15 protein-coding genes are annotated in these 15,216 nt (G+C 74.3%); 12 read left to right on the top strand and 3 right to left on the bottom strand.

From position 1 onward, the window contains the following. Positions 1–11 precede the first annotated feature (11 nt). Both H300_RS0122205 and H300_RS0122210 read left to right on the top strand, forming a co-directional pair. Positions 12–767, top strand: a complete 756-nt coding sequence (locus H300_RS0122205) for a 3-oxoacyl-ACP reductase (protein WP_051270287.1) — start codon at positions 12–14, stop codon at positions 765–767. Between the two features lie 141 nt (positions 768–908). Further along, positions 909–1,604 (top strand): DUF4142 domain-containing protein, encoded by a 696-nt coding sequence (locus tag H300_RS0122210; RefSeq protein WP_051270288.1) that lies wholly within the window; start codon positions 909–911, stop codon positions 1,602–1,604. Between the two features lie 108 nt (positions 1,605–1,712). On the opposite strand, the gene H300_RS0122215 is transcribed toward H300_RS0122210, so the two are convergent. Next, positions 1,713–2,927 carry an alanine racemase gene (locus H300_RS0122215; protein WP_028429138.1) on the bottom strand — a complete coding sequence of 405 codons (1,215 nt, stop codon included), beginning with the start codon at positions 2,925–2,927 and terminating at the stop codon, positions 1,713–1,715. Positions 2,928–3,111: 184 nt separating this feature from the next. On the opposite strand from H300_RS0122215, the gene H300_RS28685 reads away from it, so the two are divergent. After that, positions 3,112–4,014 (top strand): hypothetical protein, encoded by a 903-nt coding sequence (locus tag H300_RS28685; RefSeq protein WP_158678430.1) that lies wholly within the window; start codon positions 3,112–3,114, stop codon positions 4,012–4,014. Continuing rightward, entirely contained in the window at positions 4,011–5,168 is a 1,158-nt protein-coding gene (mycP, locus tag H300_RS0122225) for a type VII secretion-associated serine protease mycosin (RefSeq protein ID WP_028429139.1), read from the top strand. Before H300_RS28685 ends, mycP begins: the two co-directional genes overlap by 4 nt. On the opposite strand, the gene H300_RS28690 is transcribed toward mycP, so the two are convergent. Next, positions 5,134–5,886 carry a serine hydrolase gene (locus H300_RS28690; RefSeq protein WP_051270289.1) on the bottom strand — a complete coding sequence of 251 codons (753 nt, stop codon included), beginning with the start codon at positions 5,884–5,886 and terminating at the stop codon, positions 5,134–5,136. The genes mycP and H300_RS28690 overlap by 35 nt on opposite strands. 23 nt (positions 5,887–5,909) lie before the next feature. Between H300_RS28690 and H300_RS0122235 the strand changes: the two genes are divergently transcribed. Then, on the top strand, positions 5,910–6,647 hold the full coding sequence (locus tag H300_RS0122235; protein ID WP_028429140.1) for an SseB family protein: 738 nt from the start codon (positions 5,910–5,912) through the stop codon (positions 6,645–6,647). A gap of 62 nt (positions 6,648–6,709) precedes the next feature. Here H300_RS0122235 and H300_RS28695 read toward each other — a convergent pair whose 3' ends face one another. Beyond that, complete coding sequence (locus tag H300_RS28695) at positions 6,710–7,168, bottom strand: DUF1844 domain-containing protein (RefSeq protein ID WP_486584008.1); 459 nt, start codon at positions 7,166–7,168, stop codon at positions 6,710–6,712. Between the two features lie 421 nt (positions 7,169–7,589). Between H300_RS28695 and infC the strand changes: the two genes are divergently transcribed. The 7 genes from infC to pheT all read left to right on the top strand — a co-directional run bounded on the left by infC (position 7,590) and on the right by pheT (position 15,101). Further along, positions 7,590–8,210, top strand: coding sequence for a translation initiation factor IF-3 (infC, locus tag H300_RS0122245; protein WP_078516231.1), 621 nt, complete (start codon positions 7,590–7,592; stop codon positions 8,208–8,210). A 119-nt stretch (positions 8,211–8,329) separates the two neighbouring features. After that, positions 8,330–8,524 (top strand): 50S ribosomal protein L35, encoded by a 195-nt coding sequence (gene rpmI / locus H300_RS0122250; RefSeq protein WP_028429142.1) that lies wholly within the window; start codon positions 8,330–8,332, stop codon positions 8,522–8,524. 104 nt (positions 8,525–8,628) lie between these two features. Next, positions 8,629–9,012 carry a 50S ribosomal protein L20 gene (gene rplT, locus H300_RS0122255; RefSeq protein ID WP_028429143.1) on the top strand — a complete coding sequence of 128 codons (384 nt, stop codon included), beginning with the start codon at positions 8,629–8,631 and terminating at the stop codon, positions 9,010–9,012. A gap of 174 nt (positions 9,013–9,186) precedes the next feature. Then, positions 9,187–10,050, top strand: a complete 864-nt coding sequence (locus H300_RS0122260) for a TrmH family RNA methyltransferase (protein ID WP_028429144.1) — start codon at positions 9,187–9,189, stop codon at positions 10,048–10,050. Between the two features lie 105 nt (positions 10,051–10,155). Next, on the top strand, positions 10,156–11,283 hold the full coding sequence (locus H300_RS0122265) for an ATP-binding protein (protein ID WP_028429145.1): 1,128 nt from the start codon (positions 10,156–10,158) through the stop codon (positions 11,281–11,283). Between the two features lie 138 nt (positions 11,284–11,421). Continuing rightward, a complete protein-coding gene (pheS, locus tag H300_RS0122270) occupies positions 11,422–12,567 on the top strand; it encodes a phenylalanine--tRNA ligase subunit alpha (protein WP_028429146.1) in 1,146 nt (381 codons plus the stop codon). Then, on the top strand, positions 12,567–15,101 hold the full coding sequence (gene pheT, locus H300_RS0122275; RefSeq protein ID WP_028429147.1) for a phenylalanine--tRNA ligase subunit beta: 2,535 nt from the start codon (positions 12,567–12,569) through the stop codon (positions 15,099–15,101). Before pheS ends, pheT begins: the two co-directional genes overlap by 1 nt. Positions 15,102–15,216: the final 115 nt, after the last annotated feature.

Consider the following 15,216-nt stretch of genomic DNA (forward strand, 5'->3'; position numbering starts at 1 on the left):
TGTGCCGCCGGATGGTGGGCCGTACGGCCGTGGTCACCGGAGCCGGCAGCGGCATCGGGCTGGCCGCCGCCCGCAGGCTGGCCTCCGAGGGAGCCCACGTGGTGTGCGCCGACGTGGACACCGAACGGGGCAAGGCCGCCGCACAGGAGACCGGCGGACTGTTCGTGCCGATCGACGTCACCGAGTCCGACCAGGTCGAGGAGCTGTACCGGACCGCGCACGCCACCTACGGCTCCGTGGACGTCGCCTTCAACAACGCCGGCATCTCGCCCCCCGACGACGACTCGATCCTCACCACCGGCCTCGACGCCTGGCAGCGGGTCCAGCACGTCAACCTCACCTCGGTGTACCTCTGCTGCAAGCACGTCATCCCGTACATGCGGCGCCAGAGCCGCGGTTCCATCATCAACACCGCCTCCTTCGTCGCGGTGATGGGCGCGGCCACCTCCCAGATCAGCTACACCGCCTCCAAGGGCGGCGTGCTGGCGATGTCCCGGGAGCTCGGCGTGCAGTTCGCCCGGGAGGGCATCCGCGTCAACGCGCTGTGCCCCGGGCCCGTCAACACCCCGCTGTTGCGGGAGTTGTTCGCCAAGGACCCGGAGCGGGCGCAGCGACGGATGGTCCACGTGCCGGTGGGCCGGTTCGCGGAGCCCGAGGAGATCGCCGCCGCGGTCGCCTTCCTCGCCAGCGACGACGCGTCCTTCGTCAACGCCGCCGAGTTCCTGGTCGACGGCGGCATCGCCGGCGCCTACGTGACGCCCGTGTAGCGGTCCGGTGGCGGCCGTCGGCACCGGTGGCCGCCACCGGACGGGGCGTCCTCGGCCGGTCCCGCGCAAGTTTCCCGCCGGTGAGTGAGCACCGGGCGGGCGGCGTGCGTACCAAGGGACCAGAGCGACCAAGGAGGACGCATGCCACTGAGGCGACGACTGGCACCCCGTTCGGTGCCACCCAGGCTCACCGCGGTCACTGTCGCGGCGGCGGTGCTGATCGCGGTGGCCGCCGTCCTGCTGACCCTGCAGGGCCAGAACAGTCAGGCCGACGTCGGCGGCGCCACGCCCGCGGGCTCCGGGGAGTTCCAGGACGGGACACAGCCGCAGGGCGCGGCGCAGGACGCGCAGAGCAACGCCGGACCGGTCACCCCCATCGACGAGAAGTTCCTCGTCGCGGTGCGCCAGGCGGGCCTGTGGGAGATCCCGGCCGGCCGGCTGGCCCAGACGAACGGCTCCAGCGAAGCGGTCAAGCGGGCCGGCCTGCACCTGATCGACGGCCACGCCAAGCTCGACCAACTGGTGCGCGAGGACGCGAGAATCCTGAACGTGCAGATACCGGACGAGGCCACCGCCGAGCAGCAGGGGTGGGTCGAGCAGCTCCGGGACGCGGAGGGCGAGGAGTTCGACAAGCTCTTCGCGAACCTGCTGCGCGCCTCGCACGGGAAGATCTTCGCGACCATCGGCGAGGTGCGCGGCGCCACCCAGAACGATTTGATCCGCCGGCACGCCCGGCAGGCCAACCAGACCGTGCTCGACCACCTCGAAGTGCTGGAGGACACCGGCCTGGTCGACCCCGAGACATTCGCGGAGGTCGAGGAGGCCGTCGCCCCGTGAACCGCCCCCCGGCCGTCACGGGAGGCGTCCTGTGACGGCGGTGGCCCCCGCGCGGAACCCGGCCGGCGCGGCCCGCCCGGGACGGGTTCGGGCCCGCACCGGAAGGGATCAGAGGAACGTGTGGCCCTCGCCCCGGTAGGTCGGCACCGTCGCGGTGACCCGGTCGCCCTCCACCAGATGCAGCTCCGCGAAGCGCTCGCTGAGCTCTCCGGCCTTGGCGTGGCGGAACCACACCTTGTCGCCCAGCAGCAGGTCGTCGGCCGCCGGGCCCAGCAGTGGCGTCTGCACCTCGCCGGGACCCTCCCGGGAGTCGTAGCGCAGCCCTTCGGGCAGCACCGCGACGGGCCACCGGTCCCGCCCCGCCGCTCCGGAGGCCGGATAGCCCCCGCCCAGTACCGTCACCACGCCGACGCCGGGCCGCCGCACCACCGGCATGGCGAACAGCGCGCCCGGACGGCCGGAGAAGGAGGTGTAGTGGTCGAACAGCCTCGGCAGGAACAGCCCCGACCCCGCTGCGACCTCGGTCACGGCGGCCTCCGCAGCGGTGTACTGGACGCTGCCCGTGCCGCCGCCGTTGACGAACTCCAGGTCCGGCTGCGCCAACCGGACGGCCCGCACCGCCGCCGCGCGCCGGGCGGCGAGTTCGCGCCGCGCCGCGCGCTGCATCAGCCGCACCGCCCGGGAACGGACGGGTCGCCCGGGGACGGCGTCGCCCACCCCCGCCACGTGCCCCTCATAGGCCATCAGGCCGACCAGCCGGAACCCCGGCCGGTCGGCCACGGTCCGGGCCAGGTCGGCGAGCTGCTCGGGGGAGTGGACCGGGGAACGCCGGGCGCCGACCCGCACCCGGCTGCCGAGCAGCCGGAGCGAGGTGTCCAGCTCCAGGCAGATCCTGATCTCCTCAGTTCCGCCGTCCCTGGCCAGCTCGATCAGGGCGAGCTGCGCCGGGTCGTCCACCGTCACGGTGACGGCGGCGGCGAGTGCCGGGTCGGCCGCGAGCTGCGCGAAGCCGGCGCGGTCCGCGGACGGGTAGGCCAGCAGGATGTCGTCGAGACCGCAGCGGGCCAGCCAGAGCGACTCGGCGAGGGTGAAGCTCATGACACCGGCGAACCCGTCCGCGGCCAGGACCCGTTCGAGCAGGTGCCGGCAGCGGACGGACTTGCTGGCGACCCGGATCGGGGTGCCCGCCGCACGCCGCGCCAGGTCCCGGGCGTTGGCGTCGAAGGCGTCCAGGTCGACGACGGCCAGCGGGGCGTCGAGGTGAGCGGTGGCCCGGTCGTAGCGGGCCCGGTCGGCTGCGGGTTGCGCGTCGCTGGGGAACACCCGGGCAGCTTGCCAGAGCCGCCCGCCGAGACCCAGCCCTCCCGGGAGCGGGTTGCCGCACGGGTGGCAGCCCACCGTAGAGTGACGCACACACTGTGACCGGCCGGACCACGCGCGTCGTCGGGTCGGCAACCGGCCTGCCCGTGAACGGAGTCCGGGCCGTACCGAGAACGAGGGGGTGCCGGTGAGCACAGAGGCGGACCCGTCGAGAGTGCCCGCACCACCTCCGCCGCCGCGGCCCGCTGGCCCGCCCCCGCCGCCCGGCCCCCCACCGGCCGCTCTGCGGACCGCGACCGTCCGCGGGCACGCGGCCGAGAGCCGCATCCGCGTCGCCACCGGTCGCTCCCGTACCGTCGCCGCCGCGGCCTGCCTGGTGCTGGGTATCGGACTGCTCGGTGGTGCGGGGGTCGGCGGCTGGCTCACGCGAGCCCCGGACCGCACCGGGCCGGAGGCCGTCTTCACCGAGGCGCGCGAGCTGTGGCGCACGACTCCGGTGGACGAGATCTTCCCGCCCGCGCTGGAGGGGGAGGGGGCCGGGCCGGGCGCCGCGGACCGCCGCTGGGCGCGGGTCGCTGTCGCGCGCGACAGCGGCTGCGCCCGGGCCTTCGACGAACTCCTCGCCAAGGCGCTGGCTCCGGTGGGGTGCCACCGCCTGGTAAGGGCGACGTACGTCGACGAGACCGCGACCAGCGTCACCACCGTCGGCCTGCTCTTCACCGACAGCGGCCCCGGCGGGATGCGCGCGCTCCGGAGCCGCTTCGCCGAGGAGGAGCTCGGCGAGCGGACCGATCTGATGCCCCGGGCCTATGCCGAACGGGGCACTCCAGCAGCCGAGTTCGGCGACGCCCAGCGGGCCGCGTGGACGATACGGATTCGCGAGGACGTCCCGGTCGTCGTCTACGCGGTGACCGGGTTCGCCGACGGGCGGACGGTGAGCGACCCGCAGCCGGTGGCGTCGGCCACCGCCGAGGGCGTGACGAGCGCCGCCGCCCAGGCCGGTCTGGGCCACGACGCGCGCGGCATCGCCGACCGGGTCGAACGGGCCGTCCGGCCCGCACCGCAGAACAGCGACGAGGAGGCCCGATGACCCCCGCCCGCCGTGCGGCGGCTCTGATCGCCGCCGTACTGATGCTGTTCGCCGCCGCCGCCCCCGCCGCCGCGGACACCATCAGGGAGCAGCAGTGGCCGCTGGAGAGCGTCGGCGCGCGCGTCGCCTGGGAGACCACCAAGGGGGCCGGCGTCACCGTCGCGGTGCTCGACACCGGTGTCGACGACCGGCATCCGGACCTGAAGGGCGCGACGCTGCCGGGCAAGGACGTGGTGGGTTTCGGCGCGTCCCGCGGTGATCGCGCCTGGGCCCGGCACGGGACCGCGATGGCGGGCATCATTGCCGGCCGCGGACACGGGCCCGGCGGCGAGGACGGTGTCCTGGGCGTCGCGCCCGAGGCGGAGGTGCTTCCGGTGCGGGTCCTGCTGGAGGACGGCGACCCCGAGCGCAGCCGGGCCCGCAGCTCCCGCAGCGGGGCACTGGCCGAGGGAATCCGCTGGGCCGTCGACAACGGGGCGGACGTCGTCAACCTCTCGCTGGGGGACGACAGCGAGTCGGCGCACCCCGATCCGCGGGAGGACGCCGCCGTCCGCTACGCGCTGCGCAAGGGCGCGGTCGTAGTGGCCTCGGCGGGCAACGGCGGCGAGGAAGGCGACCGGGCCTCGTATCCGGCCGCCTACCCGGGCGTGATCGCGGTCACCGCGGTCGACCGCTACGGAGCCCGCGCCTCGTTCTCCACCCGGCGCTGGTACACCACGGTCAGCGCCCCGGGCAAGGACATCGTGATAGCGGACCCGGACGGCACCTACTACTCGGGCTGGGGGACGAGCGCCGCCGCGGCGATGGTCTCCGGAGCCGCCGCCCTGGTGCGGTCCGCCCACCCGGACCTCAGCCCCGCCCAGGTGAAGCGCCTGCTCGCGGACACCGCGGACAACACTCCGGCCGGGGGCCGCAACGACGCACTCGGCACCGGAGTGGTCAACGCCGCCGCCGCGATCGAGGTGGGCGGGAACATCGCCCCCGAGCCGCAGAGTCCCGTGGCGGAGCCTTTCGGGACCGAGCACTTCGGCGGTGGTCCGCCCTCGGAGGGGGTCTCCCCGGCCGACTGGCTGCCGCTGGCCGCCGGGGCGCTCGGCGTTCTGCTCCTCGCCGGAGCGGTCACCCTGTACCGCGGACGCCCGCCCGGGGGCTGAACGCCGCCGCAGGGAGGAGGGAGGCCGCAGCCCCGCACGCCGCGGCCTCCACGGCGGCGATCCCCGCCGCCAGGTCCGGGTGTCCCTCGGACAGCACCGCGATCAGCAGTGTCCGCCCCGCCGTCTCGACCCGGCCGATGCTGTTGACGGTCCACCGTCCGGTGGCGCTCCGCGGCATCCAGCCGTTCTTCACCCCGGTCGCCGGACCGCCGCCCCCGCAGGAGGGGCCGTCCCCCGCGGCGGCCACGCCCCCGGCCGCGGAGACACCCCAGCGCTGGGGCGGGGTGACCGAGCGGAGCAGGGCGGTCAGCCACGCGCGGGAGCCCCCGTGCAGCGGAGAGGCACCGCCGTAGACAGCGGAGAGCAGGGCGAGCTGGTCGGCGGCGGTGGTGCGGGTCAAACCCCAGTAGCCGTCCGCCCCGCCGGTCGTGGCCGCCAGACCCAGGCGCCGACCTGCGGCCTCCAGCCCCCGCGCCCCGCCGATGCCGTGCCACAGGGCGGTGGCGGCGGCGTTGTCGCTCTCACGGATCATCGCCCCGGCCAGCACCCGCTCCGCCCGGCTGGGCGGACGGCCCGCATCCTGCGCGGCCAGCAGCAGGGCGGCGGTGATTTGCACCTTCACCACGCTGGCGGTCGGGAACCGGCCGCCGCCGCGGTGCAGCAGCACACCGCCCGCCGGGTCGCAGGCGGAGACGGACAGCCGGGGAGTGCCGCTCACCGGGCAGAGGCTACCCTCGACGGGTGGCGCTCAAGAACATCCCCGACTCCGCGTTCGCCGAGGACGACGGGGCGGCCGACCCCGTGCTCGCCGAGGCACTCACCGCCTGGTCGCAGGACCGGGGTGCCGAACCGCGGGTGCTCGCCGCGCTGCCCGGCGCCCGGTTGCTCGTCCCCGTGGTCGCCATGCTCGGCGAGGCCGAGACCGGGCCGGACGGGCTCCGCAGGGACAAGACCAGCGACATGGCCGTGCCGACCCTCACCGCACCGGACGGCCGGCGTGCCCTGCCCGCGTTCACGTCCACCGGCGCACTCGCCCGGTGGCGTCCGGACGCACGGCCGGTGGCGGTCCGGCTGCCGCAGGCCCTGCAGGCCGCCGCGCAGGAGCAGGCCGGCACGGTCGTCCTCGACATGGCCGGCCCGGTGACCTACCAGCTCACCGGCCGCGCGCTGCGAGACCTCGCCGAGGGCCGTACGAAACCGCCCCGTCCGCTGTCGGACGGGGCCGTCACCGACGCCGTACGGGCCGTCCTGGCCGTCGAACCGGCGGTGCGGACGGCCCGGCTGGCCGGCGGGGGAGAGGCCGACGGCACGCTCGCCCTCGAACTCGACCCGGATGCGCCGGCCCGCGCGGTGGCGGGCCGGGTCGCGGCGGCGCTGGCCCGGGACCCGGTGCTCCGCGAGCACCTGGTCGCCGGTCTGGACCTCGCCCTGCTCCCGCCCGGCGGCAGCCCGCCCGGGGTTCCGTTCTACCGCCGCTGAACGCTCCAGTTCCCCCCTCGTCACCGCACGGTACGGCAAGGCACCGGCCCTCTCGGGGGTGCTCAGCCGTGGAGCGGGCCGGTGTACTTCTCGCCGGGCCCCTGGCCGGGCTCGTCGGGCACCGCGGAGGCTTCCCGGAAGGCGAGCTGCAGCGACTTCAGCCCGTCGCGCAGCGGGGCGGCGTGGTACGTGCCGATCTCGGTCGCCGCCGCGGTGATCAACCCGGCGAGCGCCTGGATCAGCTTCCGTGCCTCGTCCAGGTCCTTGTGCTGCTCGCCCTCCTCGGCCAGGCCGAGGTTGACCGCGGCCGAGCTCATCAGGTGCACGGCCACGGTGGTGATGACCTCGACCGCCGGCACGTCGGCGATGTCGCGGGTCAGGGAGTCGAAGTCGGGGCCCGGAGCCGTGGACGTCGACTGCGGGGCCGCGGCACCGTCGTCCTCGGGGCGGTTGTCGAGAGGGGTGGCGTCCTGTCCGGCGGCCGGCAGGTCGTCGTCCGGCTGGGGTGTGGCGTCGGTCATGGCTCTCTTTGCTCTGTCCGTCGGGGCCCGTCGGAGTCGGACGGGCCGGGGGCGGCCGTGCGGCCGGGGTCGGTGCTGCCGCCAGCCTACGGGCCGGGCCGCCGCCCGACCGGCGGCGTCCGGGCGGGATCGCCCGCCGTGCACGTCGTGTAACATGGACGGCGACCGGTCGGACATCTGTGTGTCCGACCCGCAAGTGGAGGCTCCGATCTCCCACCTGACCGGTTCGGCCGGCGGGTCAACGGTCAGGCTGCGCCCCGCGGTGAATCGTGGCGGTGCTCCCGGTCTGTGTGAGGAGCCCCGCCTGTGTCCCGTCCGGGGCGTTTCTTCTTTGCGCTTCCTCTCGTCGGGTGGTCACACCGAAACTGACATTGACGTGGTTGTCCGCCAGACAATCGCGTAGTGCAACCGAGGAGGCCCCATCAGCGCCGAGCCCCGCATCAACGACCGGATCCGTGTCCCCGAGGTGCGACTCGTCGGTCCCAGTGGTGAACAGGTCGGCATCGTGCCGCTTGCCAAGGCACTGGAGCTCGCGCAGGAGTACGACCTGGACCTGGTCGAGGTCGCTGCGACCGCACGCCCGCCGGTGTGCAAGCTCATGGACTACGGGAAGTTCAAGTACGAGTCGGCCATGAAGGCCCGTGAGGCGCGCAAGAACCAGGCGCACACGGTCATCAAGGAGATGAAGCTCCGGCCGAAGATCGACCCGCACGACTACGACACCAAGAAGGGTCACGTCGTCCGGTTCCTCAAGCAGGGGGACAAGGTAAAGATCACGATCATGTTCCGCGGTCGCGAGCAGTCGCGCCCCGAGCTGGGTCGCCGTCTGCTCCAGCGGCTCGCCGAGGACGTCCAGGACCTGGGCTTCGTCGAGTCCGCGCCCAAGCAGGACGGCCGAAACATGATCATGGTCCTCGGTCCGCACAAGAAGAAGACCGAGGCGATGGCCGAGGCCCGCGAGGCACAGGCCGCCCGCAAGGCCGCTCGCCAGCCGGGTGCCGCCGAGGTCGAGGAGCCGGTCGAAGAGCCCGCCGAGGCCTGAGCTTCGCCCGGAACACCGGTTCCGGACCCACAACCGACACACAGGACGTTTCCGCCTGCCGGTCCACGCCACCGGGCCGGCCCGCGGCGGAGCGCCACCGACGAGGAGAGTACGGCGACATGCCGAAGAACAAGACGCACAGCGGTGCGAGCAAGCGCTTCAAGATCACCGGCACCGGCAAGGTGATGCGTCAGCGCGCGGGTCGCCGCCACTACCTTGAGCACAAGCCGTCGACGCTGACCCGTCGCCTCGCGGGCACCTCCCAGATGGCTCCGGGCGACGCCAAGAAGATCAAGAAGCTTCTCGGCAAGTGAGTCGGTGTCCCGTCCCCACGCGAGGACGGGACCTGACCGGACCGGGACCCCATCGATTTCCGGGCCGAGTGGAACCCCTCGGCCCCGCTGCAAGGAGTTAACACGTGGCACGCGTCAAGCGGGCGGTCAACGCCCACAAGAAGCGCCGGGCGATCCTCGACCAGGCCAGCGGCTACCGCGGGCAGCGCTCGCGCCTGTACCGCAAGGCGAAGGAGCAGGTCACCCACTCGTTCGTCTACAACTACAACGACCGCAAGAAGCGCAAGGGCGACTTCCGCCAGCTCTGGATCCAGCGCATCAACGCCGCTGCCCGGGCCAACGGCATCACCTACAACCGCTTCATCCAGGGCCTGAAGGCCGCTGAGGTCGTGGTGGACCGCAAGATGCTGGCGGAGCTCGCGGTCAACGACCCGAACGCCTTCGCCGCCCTCGTCGAGGTGGCCCAGAAGGCCCTTCCGAGCGACGTCAACGCCCCGAAGGCGGCCTGACCCGCTCCCGCACCGCGCGCAACCGGACCCGCAGGCGGCAACCGCCTGCGGGTCCGGTGCGTCCCGCCCCCGCCGCAGGCGCATCCGGCCGCCGCGCACGCGGGAGGCCGGCCGTCCCGCTGCGGAACGGCCGCGACGCCCCGGACCGGACCACCAGAAGCGAGTACGCGCCGCATGGGCACTGCCGAGCTGATCTCCCCGCACAACCCCAGGGTCGCCGCCGCCCGCCGGCTGGCCCGCCGCAACGCCCGCGCCAAGGAGCGGCGCTTCCTCGCCGAGGGACCGCAGGCCGTCCGGGAAGCGGTCGCGCACCGCCCGGCGGACGACGGGCAGCCGCCCACCCTGGTCGAGCTCTTCGCGACGGCCGAGGCCGCCGAACGCCACGCCGACATCGTGGACGCGGCCGCCGGGGCGGGCGTGCCGGTCCGACTGGCCTCGGACGCCACTCTGGCCGATATCGCGCAGACCGTGACCCCGCAGGGCCTGATCGGCGTCTGCCGCTTCCTGGACCTGCCGCTGGACCGCGTCCTGGCCGGCCGGCCGCGGCTGGTCGCGGTACTCGCCCACGTCCGCGATCCCGGCAACGCCGGAACGGTGCTGCGCTGCGCGGACGCCGCCGGCGCCGACGCGGTGATCCTCACCGACGCCTCGGTGGACCTCTACAACCCCAAGGCGGTGCGCGCGTCCGTCGGCTCGCACTTCCACCTGCCGGTATCCGTCGGAGTCCCGGTCGGCGAGGCCCTGGCCGGGTTGCGCGCCGCCGGGGTGCGGGTGCTCGCGGCCGACGGCGCCGGTGACCGGGACCTCGACGGGGAGCTCGACGCCGGTGCGATGGCCGGTGCGACCGCCTGGGTCTTCGGCAACGAGGCATGGGGACTGCCGCCCGGGACCCGGGCGCTGGCCGACGCGGTGGTGCGGGTGCCGATCCACGGCCGGGCGGAGAGCCTCAACCTGGCGACCGCCGCCGCGGTGTGCCTCTACGCCTCGGCCCGTGCGCAGCGTGCATCCGGAGGGTGCCGCTCGGTGACTCCCAGCTAGTAGGGTGAGCTGATCTGCGGGCCGGTGCGGCCGGAAGGACCGACACGCCGCGCCTGCCACGGTGCCGAGGGCGCGCGAGGGGGGGGACGAGGAGTGCAGCCGGGCATGGACGTCCACACCTCCGAGGGCGCTGACCGGGCGGGAGGCGGCCCCGCGGGTCTTGCGCTCTCCCCGACGGGGGCCGCCCTGGACCCCGACGACCTCCCCGACGGCCTCGTGGTGGCCGACAGCACGGGACGGGTGATCTGCTTCAACGCCGCCGCCGCCCGGATCACCGCCCTCCGCCCGGAGGACGCCCTGGGCAGGCCGGTCGAGCGGGTGCTCCCGCTGGAGGACCTGGAGGGCCACCGCTGGTGGCGGCTCACCGACCCCTACGGCGGCCTCGCCACCCGCCGCGGCCAACCGGAACGGAACCTGCTGCTCCCCGGCGGCCGCGAGGTCCTGGTGTCCGCCCGGTACGTCCGCACCTTTCCCACCGGCCCGGTCCACCGGCTGGTGGTCGCGCTGCGCGGCACGGAGGCCCGCCGCAGGACCGAGCGGGGGCATGCCGAGCTGATCGCCACCGTCGCGCACGAACTGCGCTCCCCGCTGACCTCCGTGAAGGGCTTCACCGCCACCCTGCTCGCCAAGTGGGAGCGCTTCACCGACGACCAGAAGCGGCTCATGCTGGAAACGGTGGAGTCCGACGCCAACCGGGTGACGCGGCTGATCGCCGAACTGCTCGACATCTCCCGCATCGACTCGGGCCGGCTGGAGCTGCGCAAGCAGCCGGTGGACCTGCCGGCGGCCGTCCACCACCATGTGGGGAGCCACATCGCCGCCGGCGCCCCCGCCGAGCGGTTCAGCGCACGGGTGGCCACCGGGCTGCCCGCCCTGTGGGCCGACCCGGACAAGATCGACCAGGTGCTCGGCAACCTGCTGGAAAACGCGGTGCGGCACGGTGCCGGAACTGTCACGATCGACGTGGCGCCCGCCGCGCCCACCGCCGTCCACCCGGAAGGAACCACGGTCACCGTGAGCGACGAGGGTCCCGGAATCCCCGCGGAGTCCCTCAGCCGCGTCTTCACCCGCTTCTGGCGGGGCAGCAAGCGCGGTGGCACCGGACTGGGCCTCTACATCGTGAAGGGGATCGTCGAGGCGCACGGCGGCACCATCACGGTGGGACGCTCGGCCGGCGGCGGAGCCGAGTTCCGATTCACCCTGCCCGTGGGCCTGCCCCCCGCCCTGGCCTGATCCGGGCCCGGGAACCGTCCCGGGCTCCTCCACGTCCCTGACACGGCGCTTCTCCCCTTAGACTCGACCTTTGGCACCTTTGGCGCCACACGTCGTGGGGCAGGGCGCGCAGCCAGCCAACCGGAAGCACGGGAAGAGATGTCGGCACCCAACAAGTCGTACGACCCTGTCGAGGTCGAGGCACTGAAACCGGAAGCGATCGACCGGGCCAGGGACGCGGCGCTCGCCGCGATCTCGGCGGCCGGCGATCTCGACGAGCTGCGCGAGGCCAAGGCCGCGCACGCCGGTGACCGGTCCCCCCTCGCCCTGGCCAACCGCGAGATCGGCGCACTGCCGCCGCAGGCGAAGGCGGACGCGGGCAAACGCGTCGGCACCGCCCGCGGCGCGGTCAACAAGGCGCTCAAGGCCCGCCAGGAGGAGCTGGAGGCCGAGCGCGACGAGAGGGTGCTGGTCGAGGAGGCGGTGGACGTCACACTGCCCTACGACCGGCAGCCCGCGGGCGCGCGCCACCCGCTCACCACCCTGATGGAGCGTGTCGAGGACACCTTCGTCGCGATGGGCTACGAGGTGGCCGAGGGGCCCGAGGTCGAGGCGGAGTGGTTCAACTTCGACGCCCTCAACATCGCCGCCGACCACCCCGCCCGCACCATGCAGGACACCTTCTTCCTCCAGGGCGGCGACGGCTCCGGCGGCGACGCCGGGTCCGCCGCGGGCGAGTCCGGCGTGGTGCTGCGCACCCACACCTCGCCGGTGCAGATCCGCTCGCTCCTGGACCGCGAGCCGCCCGTCTACGTGGTGTGCCCGGGCAAGGTGTTCCGCACCGACGAACTGGACGCCACCCACACTCCCGTCTTCCACCAGGTCGAGCTGCTGGCCGTGGACGAGGGACTGACCATGGCGGACCTCAAGGGCACCCTGGACCACATGGTCCGGGCACTGTTCGGCGAGGGCCTCGGTACCCGGCTGCGCCCCTCGTACTTCCCGTTCACCGAGCCCTCCGCCGAGATGGACATGGTCTGCTTCGCCTGCCGGGGCGCGTCCGTCGGCGACCCGGACCGGCCCTGCCGGACCTGCTCCAGCGAGGGCTGGATCGAGCTCGGGGGCTGCGGAATGGTCAACCCCCGGGTGCTCACCGCCTGCGGCGTGGACCCGCGGAAGTACAGCGGCTTCGCCTTCGGTTTCGGCATCGAGCGGATGCTGATGTTCCGCCACAACGTCGAGGACATGCGAGACATGGTCGAGGGAGACGTCCGTTTCACCCGGCCGTTCGGGATGGAGATCTGATGCGGGCCCCGCTTTCCTGGCTGCGGGAGTACGTCGAGGTGCCGGCCGCGGAGACCGGCCGGGACGTCGCAGCGAAACTCATCGCCGCCGGGCTGGAGGTCGAGACCGTCGACCGCCTCGGCACGGGGCTCAAGGGCCCGCTGGTCGTCGGTGAGGTCCTCGCCGTCGAGGAGCTCACCGAGTTCAGGAAGCCGATCCGGTACTGCCAGGTGGACGTCGGCGACGCCAACGGCACCGGTGAGCCGCAGAACCTGATCTGCGGTGCGCGGAACTTCGAGGTCGGCGACAAGGTCGTCGTGGTGCTCCCCGGCGCAGTGCTGCCCGGCGGCTTCGCGATCTCCGCCCGCAAGACCTACGGCCGCGTCTCCGAGGGCATGATCTGCTCGGCGGCCGAGCTGGGCATCTCCGACGACCACGACGGCATCATCGTGCTGCCGCCGGAGCACGAGGTCGGCACCGACGCGATCGAACTGCTCCAGCTCGTCGACGAGGTCCTCGACATCGCCGTCACCCCGGACCGCGGCTACTGCCTGTCGATCCGCGGCATCGCCCGGGAGGCGGCGATCGCCTACGGCGTTCCGCTGCGTGACCCGGCGCTCATCGACGCCCCTCCGCCGAACGGCCACGGACCGCACGTCGAGGTCGCCGACCCGGTCGCCTGCGACCGCTTCACCGCCCGGTCGGTGACCGGTGTCCGCCCGGACGCGCGGTCCCCGATCTGGCTCCGGCGGCGGCTGGAGAAGGCCGGCATGCGGCCCGTCTCACTCGCCGTGGACATCACCAACTACGTGATGCTGGAACTCGGCCAGCCGCTGCACGCCTATGACCGCTCCCGGATCGACGGTCCGATCGGCGTGCGCCGCGCGGAGCGGGGCGAGACGCTCACCACTCTGGACGGCACCCAGCGGGTGCTCGACCCCGAGGACCTGGTGATCACCGACGACTCCGGGCCGATCGGGCTCGCCGGGCTCATGGGCGGTGCCCACACCGAGATCGCGGACGCGGTCGTGGACGGCGCCACCGGCGAGGTCGAGGGCACCCGTGAGATCGTCGTCGAGGCCGCCCACTTCGACCCCGTCACCGTCGCCCGCACCGCGCGCCGGCACCGGCTCGGCTCGGAGGCGTCCCGCCGCTTCGAGCGGGGCGCCGACCCGGAGGCCACCTCGGCCGCCGCTCAGCGGACGGTGGACCTGCTGGTGCTGCTCGCCGGCGGCACCGCCGAGGCCGGCGTCACCGAGGTGGTGGCCCCCGGCGCCCCGCACACCGTGCTGCTCCCGGCCGGGCACCCCGACCGGGTGGCCGGGATGTCCTACGGACGCGAGACGGTCGTGCGCCGCCTCCAGCAGGTCGGCTGCGATGTCTACGGCTCCGACGAGCTGACGGTCACCGTGCCGAGCTGGCGCCCCGACCTCCGTGACCCGAACGACCTCGCGGAGGAGGTCGTCCGGCTGGAGGGCTACGAGCAACTCCCCTCCACCCTGCCGAAGCCGCCTGCCGGGCGGGGGCTCACCGACCGGCAGCGCACGCATCGCCGGGTGGGCCGCGCCCTGGCCGCCGCCGGGTACGTCGAGAGCCTGAACTACCCCTTCCTCGGTGAGGAGGTCCTCGACCGGCTCCGGCTGCCCCCGGACGACCACCGCCGCCGGGTCGTCCGGCTCGTCAATCCGCTCTCCGACGAGGAGCCGGCGCTGCGCACCACGCTGCTGCCGGGCCTGCTCGCCGCCCTGCGGCGCAACGACGGCCGGGGCAGCCAGGCGGGTGCCGGGCTGGCCCTGTACGAGACCGGACTGGTCTTCCTCGGCCGTGAGGGCACCACCGCGCCGGTGCACCTGCCGGTCGACCACAGGCCGGACGACGCGCAGCTGGCCGCGCTGGACGCCGTCCTGCCCGACCAGCCGCGGCATGCCGCCGCCGTGCTGGCGGGGCCCCGCGAGCCGAGCGGCTGGTGGGGGGCCGGGCGCCCGGCGGAGTGGGCCGACGCGGTGGAGGCGGCCCGTACGGTCGCCCGGGCCGCGGGCGCGGAGCTGCGGGTCGAGCGCGGCGCCTTCGGGCCGTGGCACCCGGGCCGGTGCGCGGTGCTCTCCGTCGAGATCGACGGAGAGCGGCGGCACGTCGGGCACGCGGGGGAGCTGCACCCCAGGGTGATCCGGGCCTTTCAGCTGCCGGAGCGCTCCGGTGCCATGGAGCTCGACCTCGACCTGGTCGAGCGCGCCGGCACCGGTCCGGTCCCCGCACCGCGGGTGTCCACGTTCCCGGTCGCCACCCGGGACGTCGCCCTCGTGGTGGACGGCGCGGTGCCCGCGGCCGAGGTGGAGGCCGCGCTGCGCCGGGGCGCCGGGGAGCTCGTGGAGTCCGTGCGGCTGTTCGACGTCTTCACCGGGGAGCAACTCGGCGGCGGTCGGAAGTCGCTGGCGTACGCCCTGCGGTTCCGGGCCCCCGACCGGACGCTGACCGCGGAGGAGGCGAGCGCCGCCCGCGACACCGCCGTCGCCGCCGCCGTTCGGGACACCGCCGCGGAGCTGCGCGGCGCCTGAGCCCGGCCGGTGCGGGGTGCTGTGGCCGAGCGCGGTCGCAGCACCCCGCACCCGTCGCGGCGGCCGTTCGCCGCGATCGGCTCCTCATCACTCGTTCGGGTGAGGAGTGTGGGGA

The sequence above is a fragment of the Streptomyces sp. TAA040 genome, assembly GCF_000424845.1.